10 protein-coding genes are annotated in these 12,270 nt (G+C 72.7%); 4 read left to right on the plus strand and 6 right to left on the minus strand.

The window, feature by feature from the left end; genetic code table 11:
• Positions 1-104: 104 nt before the first annotated feature.
• The gene (locus ACIBTU_RS27135; RefSeq protein ID WP_399129075.1) at positions 105-1,661 is read right to left on the minus strand and encodes a PLP-dependent aminotransferase family protein; all 1,557 of its coding nucleotides are present in this window, start codon (positions 1,659-1,661) and stop codon (positions 105-107) included.
• A 154-nt stretch (positions 1,662-1,815) separates the two neighbouring features.
• Here ACIBTU_RS27135 and ACIBTU_RS27140 point away from each other — a divergent pair, with 154 nt between their 5' ends.
• The 3 genes from ACIBTU_RS27140 to ACIBTU_RS27150 are packed head-to-tail and all read left to right on the plus strand — an operon-like array spanning position 1,816 to position 3,490.
• Positions 1,816-2,286 carry a carboxymuconolactone decarboxylase family protein gene (locus ACIBTU_RS27140; RefSeq protein ID WP_399129197.1) on the plus strand — a complete coding sequence of 157 codons (471 nt, stop codon included), beginning with the start codon at positions 1,816-1,818 and terminating at the stop codon, positions 2,284-2,286.
• Complete coding sequence (locus ACIBTU_RS27145) at positions 2,283-2,732, plus strand: carboxymuconolactone decarboxylase family protein (protein WP_399129076.1); 450 nt, start codon at positions 2,283-2,285, stop codon at positions 2,730-2,732. The genes ACIBTU_RS27140 and ACIBTU_RS27145 overlap by 4 nt, the downstream gene beginning before the upstream one ends.
• Complete coding sequence (locus tag ACIBTU_RS27150) at positions 2,729-3,490, plus strand: isocitrate lyase/phosphoenolpyruvate mutase family protein (RefSeq protein ID WP_399129077.1); 762 nt, start codon at positions 2,729-2,731, stop codon at positions 3,488-3,490. The genes ACIBTU_RS27145 and ACIBTU_RS27150 overlap by 4 nt, the downstream gene beginning before the upstream one ends.
• A gap of 164 nt (positions 3,491-3,654) precedes the next feature.
• Here the strand turns inward: ACIBTU_RS27150 and ACIBTU_RS27155 are convergent, their stop codons facing one another.
• The 5 genes from ACIBTU_RS27155 to ACIBTU_RS27175 form a co-directional block, all read right to left on the minus strand.
• Positions 3,655-4,665 carry an ABC transporter substrate-binding protein gene (locus ACIBTU_RS27155; RefSeq protein WP_399129078.1) on the minus strand — a complete coding sequence of 337 codons (1,011 nt, stop codon included), beginning with the start codon at positions 4,663-4,665 and terminating at the stop codon, positions 3,655-3,657.
• 3 nt (positions 4,666-4,668) lie between these two features.
• Positions 4,669-6,636: an ABC transporter permease gene (locus ACIBTU_RS27160; protein ID WP_399129079.1), complete on the minus strand. Its 1,968-nt coding sequence runs from the start codon at positions 6,634-6,636 to the stop codon at positions 4,669-4,671.
• The gene (locus tag ACIBTU_RS27165) at positions 6,636-7,985 is read right to left on the minus strand and encodes a betaine/proline/choline family ABC transporter ATP-binding protein (protein ID WP_399129080.1); all 1,350 of its coding nucleotides are present in this window, start codon (positions 7,983-7,985) and stop codon (positions 6,636-6,638) included. The genes ACIBTU_RS27160 and ACIBTU_RS27165 overlap by 1 nt, the downstream gene beginning before the upstream one ends.
• Positions 7,985-9,529, minus strand: a complete 1,545-nt coding sequence (locus ACIBTU_RS27170; protein ID WP_399129081.1) for a GMC family oxidoreductase — start codon at positions 9,527-9,529, stop codon at positions 7,985-7,987. The genes ACIBTU_RS27165 and ACIBTU_RS27170 overlap by 1 nt, the downstream gene beginning before the upstream one ends.
• A gap of 100 nt (positions 9,530-9,629) precedes the next feature.
• Entirely contained in the window at positions 9,630-11,132 is a 1,503-nt protein-coding gene (locus ACIBTU_RS27175; protein WP_399129082.1) for an aldehyde dehydrogenase family protein, read from the minus strand.
• Between the two features lie 232 nt (positions 11,133-11,364).
• On the opposite strand from ACIBTU_RS27175, the gene ACIBTU_RS27180 reads away from it, so the two are divergent.
• A complete protein-coding gene (locus ACIBTU_RS27180; protein ID WP_399129083.1) occupies positions 11,365-12,267 on the plus strand; it encodes a hypothetical protein in 903 nt (300 codons plus the stop codon).
• Positions 12,268-12,270 lie beyond the last annotated feature (3 nt).

The raw sequence follows: 12,270 nt of genomic DNA on the forward strand, positions 1-12,270 counted from the left end.
CAATGGCAGTTGCCGGTACTCCGGCGCCCGGATCGAGCGGCGGGCGGGAGCGCTGCGGGGGCCCGAAAGCTGAACCTGGGGCAGGTGGCACCCCCGTCCGGCGCCTACGGCAGGACCCGGCACAAGGCGTCGAGGGCTCCGGCCCAGGCGTGGTCGGCGGGGGTTCCGTAGCCGACCACCAGGGCGTCGGGGCGAGGGACGGACAGGACGGCACCGGGGTGGCGGTAGGTGGAGAGGCCGGTGACTCCGAGGCTCTGCCAGGCGGCGGCGCGGACCACGGACTGTTCGGTGCCGGGCGGGAGTTGGAGGACGGCGTGGAGGCCGGCGGCGATTCCGGTGGCGCGGACGGTGGGGGCGCGTTCCGCGAGGGCTTCGACGAGTTGGTCGCGCCGGCGGCGGTAGCGGAGGCGGGCGCTGCGAAGGTGGCGGTCGTAGGCGCCGGAGTGCAGGAACTCGGCGAGGGTGAGCTGGTCCAGGACGCCGCAGGACCAGTCGCTGGGTCCCTTCGCGTCGGCGACCTCCTGGACGACGGACTCCGGCAGCACCATCCAGCCCAGGCGCAGGCCCGGGGCCAGGGACTTGCTCGCGGTGCCGAGGTAGACGACGCGGTCGGGGTCGAGGCCCTGGAGGGCGCCGACGGGCTGCCGGTCGTAGCGGAACTCGCCGTCGTAGTCGTCCTCGAGGATCAGGGAGTCGGTGCGGCGGGCCCAGTCGACGACGGCGGCGCGCCGGTCCGGGTGGAGGGGGACGCCGATGGGGAACTGGTGGGCGGGGGTCAGCAGGGCCGCGCCCACGGCCGGGAGGCGAGAGGGAGAGGGGGCGGGGGAAGGGGCCGGTGGGGAGGCGGACGGATGGGAGGGGCCGGGCGGGGAGAGGGCCGTGAGGGGGTTGGTGGGCGTGCGGGCGTGGCGGGCGGGAGGGGGCGGGCCTGGGCAGGCCTCCAGCTCGGCGGTGTTCGTGCCGAGGTCGTCGAGCGGGAGGGGGTGGGTGCGCAGGCCCGTGCGGGTGAGGATGTCCCAGTGGGCGTCGAGGCCGTAGCTCTCCACGGCGATGTCCCGGACGCCGCGGCGGTGCAGGACTTCGCCGAGGAGCCGTAGGGCGTGGACGAAGCCGGCGCAGATGACGATGCGGTCGGGGTCGGCGTGGACGCCGCGGGCGCGGGCGAGGTAGCCGGCGAGGGCGGTGCGGAGTTCGGGTCGGCCGCGGGGGTCGCCGTAGCCGAGGGCGTCGTTCGGGGCGGCGGACAGGGCGCGGCGGGCCGCCTTGAGCCACTCGGCGCGGGGGAAGGAGGCGAGGTCGGGGCTGCCGGGTTCCAGGTCGTGGCGCAGGGGGCCCGGGGTGCGCCGGGCGGGGGCGCGGGGTGGGCGGGGGGCTTCCACGGGGCGTTCGGCGACGCGGGTGCCGGAGCCCTGGCGGGCGGTGAGCCAGCCTTCGGCGACGAGGTCGGCGTAGGAGTCGGCGACGGTGTTGCGGGCGATGCCGAGGTCGACGGCGAGGGTGCGGGAGGACGGCAGCCGGGTGCCGGGGGCGAGGCGGCCGCTGCGGACGGCTTCGCGGAGCGCGTCGGTGAGGCCTCGGCGCAGGCCGGAGCCCGTGGGCTCGATGTGCAGGTCGATGCCGAGTGCCTGCCGGGAGGCCGAAGTGGCCCAGGAATCCACCATGGAAATGGACCATACCCCTGGGCTAATGCGTTCGTAGGGTCGTGGCATGACCACGAGCGAGACGGACCAGGTGAGCGGGATGAACGAGGCCGGCGAGAGCGGTGCGGCGCGGGACGGTGGCGAGGGGGCCGACACGGGGGCGGGGCGCGCCCTCATGCATGAGCACAGCCCGCGGCTGGACTGGGCGCGGCATGCGCCGGAGGTCTACAAGGCGATGGTCCGGCTGGACGCGGCGGCCCGTAAGGGGCTGGACCCGGTGACGTACGAGCTGGTCAAGATCCGGGCGTCGCAGATCAACCACTGCGCGTTCTGTGTCGACATGCACAGCAAGGACGCGCTGGCCGCCGGGGAGAGCGTGGAGCGGATCGTGCAGCTCAGCGCGTGGGAGGAGTCGAAGCACTTCTACACGGCGAAGGAGGTGGCTGCGCTCGCGTTGACGGAGGCGATCACGGTGCTGACGGACGGGTTCGTGCCGGACGACGTGTACGAGGGGGCGGCGCGGCTGTACGGGGAGGAGGAGCTGGCGCAGTTGATCGCGGCGATCACGACGATCAACGCCTGGAACCGGTTCGGGGTGTCGACGCGGATGGTCGCGGGGCATTACAAGCCGGCGGCGGCCAAGTGACCGCTCGGACCAGCGCGTTGGCGCCGGCGGTGCGGGGCGCGTTGGTGGCGGCGGGGGCGGCGGCGAAGAGGGGGCTCGGGGATCCCGTGCTCGCCGAGTTGGTGATGATCCGGGCGTCGCAGATCAACGCGTGTGCGTTCTGCCTGGACATGCATGTCGCTGTCGCGGTGGAGCAGAACGGGGAGAGCGCCGGGCGGATCGCGTTGTTGAGCGCGTGGCGTGAGGCCGGTGAGCTCTACAGCGAGCGGGAGCGGGCGGCGCTGGCGCTGACCGAGGCGGTGACGGTGCTGACGGACGGGTTCGTGCCGGACGACGTTTTCGAGCGGGCCGCGAAGCATTTCGGGGAGGCCGAACTCGCGCATCTCCTCGGGGTGATCACCGTCATCAACAGTTGGAACCGGCTGATGGTCAGCCGGCGTATCGAGCCTGGAGGGCCGGCCTGGTGAGTGCCGTCGAGACGTTCCGCGCGCTGCATCACGGGCGCTCCCCCGCCGATCCGCTCGTGCTGCCCGGGCCGTGGGACGCGGCCAGTGCGCGGGTCTTCGAGGAGGCGGGGTTGCCGGCGTTGGCGACGCCGAGCGCGGGGGTCGCGGCGTCGCTCGGGTACGAGGACGGGCGGACGCCGGCGGACGAGATGTTCGCGGCGGTGGCCCGGATCGTGCGGTCGGTGTCGGTCCCGGTGTCGGCGGACATCGAGGGCGGGTACGGGATGGCGCCGAAGGAGCTGGTGGAGCGGCTGCTCGGGACGGGGGCGGTCGGCTGCAATCTGGAGGACTCGGCGCCGGACGGCGGTTCCGGGGCCGGTGCCGGTGGCGGTGCCCGGGCGGGTGCGGGCCTCAAGGACGCGGCGCGGCACGCGGACTGGCTGGCCGAGGTGCGGGCGGTGGCCGGGGCGGGGATCGTGCTCAACGCGCGCATCGACACGTTCATCCGGGGTGCGGAGGATCCGGTCGGGGAGGCGATCGAGCGGGCCCGTTTGTACGTCACGGCCGGGGCGGACTGTGTGTATCCGATCGGGGCGCCGGCCGAGGTGCTGCCCCGGCTGCGGGCGGGGATCGAGGGGCCGCTGAACGTGGGGGCGCCGCCGGGTGGGCCTTCGCTGCGGGAATGGGGCGAGTTGGGGGCGACGCGGATCACGTTCGGGCCGGGCCTGCAGCGCCGGGCGACCGCGGCGCTGCGGGAGATCGCGGGCCGGCTCCGCTGAGCGGCATCCGCATCGGCACCCGCACCCGCACCGGCACCGGCACCGGCACCGGCAAGAACATGGCGCCGGGTGCCCCCGTCAGGAGGGGCACCCGGCATGGGGAATCTGCCCCGTCGGTGGGGCGGCCACGCCTCAGGGGGCGGGGAGTCGGTCCGTGTGCGGGGCTACTTGGGGAGCCAGGCCTGCCACGTGGAGCGGTGGCGGTCGACCCACTTCTTGGCGGCCTGGTCCGGGCTGAGCTTCTGCTCGGCGATCATGAGGGAGACCTCGTTCTGGTCCTCCGTCGTCCAGCGGAAGTTCTTCAGGAAGGCCGCGGCCTTCCCACCGTCCTTGGAGAAGTCGGCGTTGAGGTACTTCTGCAGCGGCGTCTTCGGGTAGGCGCAGGTGATCGCCTCCGGATCGGCGTCGCAGCCCTCCTTGTACGGCGGCAACTTCACCTCCGTCATGGGCACCTTCTTGAAGAGCCACTGCGGCTGGTACCAGTACGTCAGGAACGGCTTCTTCTGCTTGGCGAACTGCTTGATCTGAGTGATCTGAGCGGCCTCGGAGCCGGAGAAGACGACCTGGTAGTTCAGCTTCAGGTTCTTGACCAGCGCCTTGTCGTTGGTGACGTAGGACGGGGAGCCGTCCAGGAGCTGGCCCTTGCCGCCGCTCTCGGCGGTCTTCAGCTGGGAGGCGTACTTGTTGAGGTTCTTCCAGTTCGTGACGTCGGGGTGCTGCTTGGCGAAGTACGTCGGGACGAACCAGCCGATGTGACCGGTGACGCCGAGGTCGCCGCCGTTCACGATCGTCTTCTTGTCCTTGACGTAGCGGGCCTCCTGGTCGGGGTGGCCCCAGTCCTCCATGATCGCGTCGACGCGGCCCTGGCTGAGGGCGTCCCAGGCGGGGATCTCGTCGACCTGGACAGTGTCGACGCGGTAGCCGAGTTCGTGCTCCAGGAGGTACTGGGCGACGGCGACGTTGGACTGGGCGCCGACCCAGGACTGCACGGAGAGGGTCACCGTCTTGGCGCCGTCGGCGTTGGCGTACGGGGAGGACTGCTTGGTCATGTCGGCGGCGCCGCAGCCGGTGACGACCAGCAGGGCGCCGGCCCCGGCGACGGCCGCGAGCGTCCTGCGACGGCGGGTGCTGAAGAGACGGCTGCTGAACGGACGGTTGTTGAAAGGGCCTCGCATGGTTCAGGCCCCCTTTCCGGTGGTGCGGCGTTCCGTCGGCTGGGTGACGCGGTCGAGCATCAGGCCGAGGCAGACGATCGCCGCGCCGGCGACGAGGCCGGTGGCGAGTTCGCCTCGGGCGAGGCCGGCGATGACGTCGTAGCCGAGGGCGCCACCGCCGACGAGGCCGCCGATGATGACGACGGCGAGGACCAGGACGACGCCCTGGTTGACGGCGAGCAGCAGGGCCGGGCGGGCGAGCGGGAGTTGGACCTGGCGCAGTTGCTGGCCGGTGGTGGCGCCCATGGAGCGGGCCGCTTCCATCGCGGCGGGGTCGACCTGGCGCAGGCCCTGGGTGGTGATGCGGACGACGGCGGGCAGCGCGTAGACGACCGCCGCGGCGACCGCGGGGGCGCGGCCGATGGCGAAGAGGGCGACGACCGGGATGAGGTAGACGAACTGCGGGAGGGTCTGGCAGACGTCGAGGACGGGCCGCAGCAGGCGTTCGAGGCGGGAGCTGCGGGCCGCGGCGATGCCGATGGCGAAGCCGAGGACCAGGGTCACCGCGACGGCGGCGAGGACCTGGGAGAGCGTGTCCAGCGAGGGCTTCCAGACGCCGAGGACGCCGATCGCGGCCATGGCGAGCACGGCGGTCAGGGCGGTGCGCCAGGTGCCGATGAGCCAGGCGAGCGCGGCGACGATCAGCAGGACGGACCACCAGGGCAGCCAGGTCAGACCCGAGCGGAGCGGGTCGAGGATCCAGGTGGTGAAGTGCGCGGCCCAGTCGGCGGTGCCGCCGATGTAGGGGACGCCGGTGTAGAGGTGGTCGGTCATCCAGTCGACGACGTCGTTGACCGGGGAGGCGATGGCCACGACCCAGGAGTCGGGCCAGTCGAGCCGGCCGGCGAAGCGGGAGGCGAGCGCGACGAGGACGGCGCCGGCCGCGACGACGCCCCACTTCCAGGGGGCGGGGGCGTGTTCGTTCGAGCCGAGGCGTTCGCCGGCCGCGCCGGTGACGCGGTCGAGGACGATGGCGAGCAGCACGATCGGGATGCCGGCGGCGAGTGATGCGCCGACGTCGACGGAGGCGAGCGCCTGGTAGACGCGGTCGCCGAGGCCGCCCGCGCCGATGACGGAGGCGATGACGGCCATGGAGAGGGCCATCATGATCGTCTGGTTGAGGCCGAGCAGGAGTTCCTTGCGGGCCAGCGGGAGGCGCGCGGTGAACAGCCGCTGGCGGGCCGTGGCGCCGAGCGAGGCGACGGCCTCCATGACGCCGCTGTCGGCGGAGCGCAGGCCGAGCGCGGTGAGGCGGGCCATGGGCGGGGCGGCGTAGACGACGGTGGCGAGGACCGCGGCGGGGACGCCCAAGCCGAAGATCAGGACGACGGGCAGGAGGTACGCGTAGGCGGGCAGCACCTGCATGGTGTCGAGGACCGGGCGCAGGGCGCGGTGCATGGTGTCGCTCAGGCCCGCGGCGAGGCCGAGCAGGGCGCCGAGGATCACCGAGGCGAGCACCGCGACGACCATCAGCGCGAGGGTCTGCATGGTCGGCACCCACATGCCGAGGACGCCGCAGACCAGGAACGCGGCGACGGCGCCGGCGGCGAGCCGGAGGCCTGCGACGCGCCAGGCGACGAGTCCGGCGGCGGCCGTCACTCCGGCCCAGCCGGCCGCGAGCAGCACCAGGTACACGGCGCGTACGGAGACGATGACCGCGTTGCTGATGTGGCCGAAGAAGTACAGGAACAGCGGGTGGCTGTCGCGGTGGTCGAGGATCCAGGTGCTGGCGTCGGTCAGCGGCTGGGTGAGGTCGACCGTGAGGGCGTGGGGCCAGCTGCCGCTGGACCACTGGGCGTGCGCGAGCGGTACGAGGACGGCCGCGACGACGGCGAGCAGCAGGAGCTTGCCGAGGGCGCGGTGGCGTCGCAGGCCCGCGAGGGGACCCGCTCCGGTCTTCTCGAACGGGGCGGTGGTCACGGCGGCTGCCATCAGACCGCCTCCTCGCCCTCGGGGGCCCGGTCCGTCGTGGCCCGGTCACCCACCGCGGAGGAAGCCGTGTCGGCGGCGCCGGGGCCGGTCCCCCGGTCGGAGTCAGCCCCCGGATCGGAGTCGGCCTTGGAGCCGGTGCCGGTACCGGCCCCCGAGCCGGCTTCAGCCTTCGGGGCGGAGCCGGAACCAGAACCACCGTCGAAGTCAGAGCCAGAGTCAGAGCCCGCGTCAGAGTCAGAGCCCGTGTCGGAACCGGTCCCCGCCGGGGCGGAATCCGTGCCGGCGACCACGCCGATGAGGCGTTCGTGGTCGACGACGCCGAGGCAGCGCCCCTCGTCCATGACGCGCACGGCGAAGCCGGAGCGGGCGACGGCCTCGATGGCCTCGGAGACGGTCGCGTCGGGGGCGATGGCGGGGCCGCGCCCGGCCTCGTCGCTGTCCGCGGGACGCATGGCGCGGCGCACGGTCATGACCTGCTCGCGCGGCACGTCGCGGACGAACTCGCGGACGTAGTCGTCGGCGGGGGCGCCGACGATCTCCTCGGGGGTGCCGAGCTGGACGATGCGGCCGTCGCGCATGAGGGCGATGCGGTCGCCCAGGCGCAGCGCCTCGTTCAGGTCGTGGGTGATGAAGACCATCGTGCGGCCCTCCTCGCGGTGCAGGCGCACGACCTCCTCCTGCATGTCGCGCCGGATCAGCGGGTCGAGCGCGCTGAACGGCTCGTCGAACAGCAGGACCTCGGGGTCGACGGCGAGGGCGCGGGCGAGGCCCACGCGCTGCTGCTGACCGCCCGAGAGCTGCCCGGGGCGGCGCGATTCGAGCCCTTCGAGGCCGACCTTGGCGACGACCTCGGCGGCCTTGGCCCGGCGTTCGGCGCGGGAGACGCCCTGGATCTCCAGGCCGTAGGCGACGTTGTCGAGGACGGTGCGGTGCGGCAGCAGGCCGAAGTGCTGGAAGACCATGGCGGCGCGGTGCCGGCGCAGTGAGCGCAGCCGGGTCTTGTCCATGGCGAGGACGTCCTCGCCGTCGATGGACAGGTCGCCGGAGGTGGGCTCGATGAGCCGGGTCAGGCAGCGGACGAGGGTGGACTTGCCGGAGCCGGACAGGCCCATGACGACGAAGACCTCGCCGCGCTTCACGTCGAAGGAGACGTCGCGGACGGCGGCGGTGCAGCCGGTGCGGGAGCGCAGCGCGGCGGCGTCGAGGCCGGCCAGTTCGGTGTCGCCGGGGACGCGTTCGGGCTTGGGTCCGAAGACCTTCCACAGGTTGCGGACGGCGAAGACGGTGTCCGCGGTGGACTGTCCGTCGTTGCGGGGGGCGGGGTCCTTGACGATGGTCTGCGTGTTCATCAGGCATGACCCCCCATCAGCTCGGCGCATTTCTCCCCGACCATGAGGACTCCGATCATCGGGTTCACCGCGGGCATCGTCGGGAAGACGGACGCGTCGGCGATACGGATGGACTGCAGGCCACGGATCTTCAACTCCGGGTCCACGACGGCGAGTTCGTCGTCCGCGGCACCCATGCGACAGGTACCGGCGGGATGGTAGACGGTGTGGGCGACCTTGCGGGCGTACTCGCCGAGTTCCTCGTCGCCGGTGATGTCCGGGCCGGGGCAGACCTCGCGCTTGAGCCAGCCGGCGAGCGGCTCGGTCCTGGCGATCTCGCGGGCGATCCTGATGCCGTCGACGAGGGTGCGGCCGTCGTAGTCGTCCTCGTCGGTGAAGTACCGGAAGTCGAGGGCGGGCTTGACCTCGGGGTCCGCGCTGGTGAGGTACACGCGGCCGCGGCTGCGGGGCTTGGGGATGTTCGGCGTCATGGACACCCCGTGCTCGGGCTTCTCGTAGCCGAGCCGCTCCGGGTTGTCCGTGAACGGGATTTGGTAGAAGTGGAACATCAGGTCCGGGCCCGCGGCCTCGGGGTCCCGCTGGATGAACAGACCGGCGTCGCTGTCCATGGCGCTGTTGTCGGGGATCGGTCCGTCGGTCTCCCAGACGATCACCGACTCCGGGTGGTCGAGCAGGTTCTCACCGACGCCGGGCAGGTCGTGCAGGACCGGTATGCCGAGCTTCTCGAGGTCGGCCTTGGGGCCGATGCCCGAGTGCATCAGCAGGCGCGGGGTGTCGACGGCGCCGGCGCAGACGACGACCTCGTGCCGCGCGGATATCAGCGTCTCGGCCCCGTCCTTGCCCCGTACCCACACGCCGCGGGCCGCGAGAGCCGCGTCGAACTCCAGCTTGTAGGCCCAGGTCTCCAGCAGGAGCGTGAGGTTGGGGCGGTCGCCGGCCTCCATGTGGGGATGGAGGTAGGCCACCGAGGCGGAGGACCGCTTGTTGTTCTCGGGGTGGTAGGCGAGGTCGAAGAAGCCGACGCCGTCCTTGAACGGGCCCTTGTTGAAGCCCTCGACGCGCGGCACGCCGGTCGCGGCCTGCGCGGCCTCGACGAAGTCGCGGGCGATCGCGTTCCGGTCCTTCTCGTCGACGGGGACGATGTTGTTGCGCAGCTTCGTGAAGTACGGGTCCATCGCCTTGTGGTCCCAGCCCTCCGCGCCGGCCGCGGCCCACTCGTCCCAGTCGCCGGGCAGCGGCTTGAAGGAGATGAGGGTGTTGTGCGAGGAGCAGCCGCCGAGCACCTTGGCGCGGCTGTGCAGGATGTGCGAGTTGCCGCGCGGCTGCTCGGTCGTGGTGTAGCCGTAGTCGAGGTCGCCGCCGAGCAGGCCGAGCCAGCGGCGCAGGGTCAGCACGTCGTCGCGGTCGATGTCGCTGGGGCCGCCCTCGATGACGGCGACGGTCACGTCGGGGTTCTCGGTGAGCCGGGAGGCGATCACCGATCCGGCCGTTCCACCACCGACCACGACGTAGTCGTACACGGACTGTTCGGGCTTCTCAGACATGCTTCAACTCCTAGGCGCTGCAAGGTTCTGCGCGTAATGAGGACGTACGTCGTTCAGGGCCGGGGGCGCCGCACGGCACCCCCGGCGAGGCCGCGGGGGGTCAGCCCGCGAACCACCGCACCGGCTTCGGCGCCAGGTTCTGGTACACGTGCTTGGTCTCGCGGTACTCGGCGAGTCCGGCGGGGCCGAGCTCGCGCCCGACGCCGCTCTTGCCGAATCCGCCCCACTCCGCCTGCGGCAGGTAGGGGTGGAAGTCGTTGATCCAGACGGTGCCGTGGCGCAGCCGTCCCGCGACCCGGCGGGCGCGGCCCGCGTCGGTGGTCCAGACGGCGCCGGCGAGGCCGTACTCGGTGTCGTTGGCGAGGGCGACGGCCTCGTCCTCGGTGCGGAAGGTCTCCACGGTGAGGATCGGGCCGAAGGTCTCCTCGCGCACGACGCGCATGTCGCGGTGGCACTGGTCGAGCACGGTCGGCTCGTAGAAGTAGCCGGTCGCGGGGCGGACCTCGGAGGGCTCGGGGCGCTTGCCGCCGCTGCGCAGCACGGCGCCTTCGGCGAGGGCGGAGGCCACGTAGGACTCGGTCTTGTCGCGCTGCTGCTCGCTGACGAGCGGGCCGCACTCGACGCCGTCCTCGGTGCCGCGGCCGAGGCGGATCTTCCCGGCGCGGCGGGCGAGTTCGGTGACGAAGCGCTCGCGCACCGACTCCTCGACGATGAGCCGGGCACCGGCGGAGCAGACCTGGCCGCTGTGGATGAAGGCGGCGTTGAGCGCCTGGTCGACGGCGGTGTCGAAGCCTTCCTCGGTCGCGCAGGCGTCGGCGAAGACCACGTTGGGGTTCTTGCCGCCGAGCTCCAGGGCGACCTTCTTGACGTCGGCGGCCGCGGCCTGGGCGACCTTGGTGCCGCTGACCAGGCCGCCGGTGAAGGAGACGAGGTCGACGCCGGGGTGGTCGGACAGGCGGGCGCCGACGGTGGCGCCGGGGCCGGTGACGATGTTGGCGACGCCCTCGGGGAGCCCCGCCTCGACCAGCAGCTCGATGAGGACGACCGTGGTCAGCGGCGTGATCTCGCTCGGCTTGATGACGAAGGTGTTGCCCGCGGCGAGCGCCGGGGCGATCTTCCAGCTGGCCTGGAGCAGCGGATAGTTCCAGGGGGTGATCATCGAGCAGACGCCGACGGGCTCGTGCACGACGACGCTGTGGATCTCGTCGGACCCGGCGTCGACGACCCGGCCCGCGCCCTCGCCGACGACGAGGTCGGCGAAGTAGCGGAAGGCGTCGGCGACGCAGTCGACGTCGATCCGGCCCTCCTCGACGGTCTTGCCCGCATCGCGGCTCTCCAGGAGGCCGATCTTCTCGCGGTCCCGGACCAGGAGGTCGGCGGTGCGGCGCAGCAGCGCGGCGCGCTCGGCGACCGGGGTGTGCGGCCAGGGGCCCTCGTCGAAGGCCCGGCGGGCGGCCTCGATCGCGGCGTCCGCGTCCTCGGTGCCGCCTTCGGCGATCACGGCGAAGGGCTTGGCATCCGCCGGGTCGAGGATCTCGCGGGTCGCCCCTGAGGCGGCCTCGCGCCACTCTCCGCCGACATGGATGGTGTGTTGTGCTGACACGTCCTGCTTCGCCTTCCGTTCCAGATCAGTTCCCCCGAGCACCGCACAGGTCGTTCGTACGCACTGAAGTCGCACTCCGCGGTGATGTCGGAAGCCCCTGCCCGGGGGTGGGCAAAGCATGCGCAACCCATGGCCAAAAGTGCGCTGCGTCACCGCGCGCGTCGCCGAAAGCGGCGAAACGTACCCTGAGGAACGTTCTGTCCGGAGGGGTACGCAACTGAAGACGACGCGCATGAAAACGCAGCAGAAGAAGGCCCGCGGGAAGGCGCAGGGGGCCGCGCGGGGGAAGGCCCGGCCGAAGCCGCAGGGGAAGGCGCCCGGCACGGAAATGGCAGGAAAGGCAGGTCAGGCCTGGGTTCTGGTCCTGGCCGTGGTCACGGCCGCGCTGCTGGCGGCCACCGCCCGCTCGGGCGGTGGCGACGACGGCACGGACGGTGACCGCAACGCGAAGGCCGCCTCCGCCGCACCTCGCGCCACCACCCCCGGCGCGCTCGCCGCGCAGGCCCGTCAGGCACTGCTGACCGCCCCGTCACTGCACGTGACCGTCACGGACCGTTCCGAGGGTGCCGGCCGCTCCGCGCCGTCCGCGCTGGATCTCTCCCTGGACCGGGAGGGTGACTGCAGCGGGACGGTCACGTTCGGTGCCCGCGGCGCGGCCTCCGTCCTGCGCCGCGACGACCGGGTGTGGCTGCGCATGGACGCCGCGCTGTGGCGGGCCCGGGTGCCCGGCGCCTCGGGCCGGACCCTGGCCGAGCGGATCGACGGCCGTTACGTCACCGGCCCCGCCTCCGACCCGACGCTGAAGGACCTCGCGAGCGTGTGCGACCTGGACGCCCTGCGCGCCCAGCTCCGCGCGGACGCGCGGGACGAGACGATCACGCGGCAGGGCCGGCCCCGCACCCTGCACGGCGTCCGCGTCGTCCCGCTCATGGGAGACACCCGGAGCGGCACGGACGTCACCCTGTACGTCTCCGCGAGCGGCCCGCCCCGCCTGATCGAGTACACCCGCACCGGTGGGCGCACCGACCTCACGACGCGGTACGCGGACCAGGGCGCGCCGGTACGGGTGACGGAGCCGCCCGCGTCGGACTCGGTCGAGGTCTCCGGGCTCGGGAAGGCGCGGGGGTCGGGCTGAAGG

Origin of the sequence: Streptomyces sp. NPDC050145, from assembly GCF_044460245.1 — a bacterium.
Classification (GTDB): Bacteria; Actinomycetota; Actinomycetes; order Streptomycetales; family Streptomycetaceae; genus Streptomyces.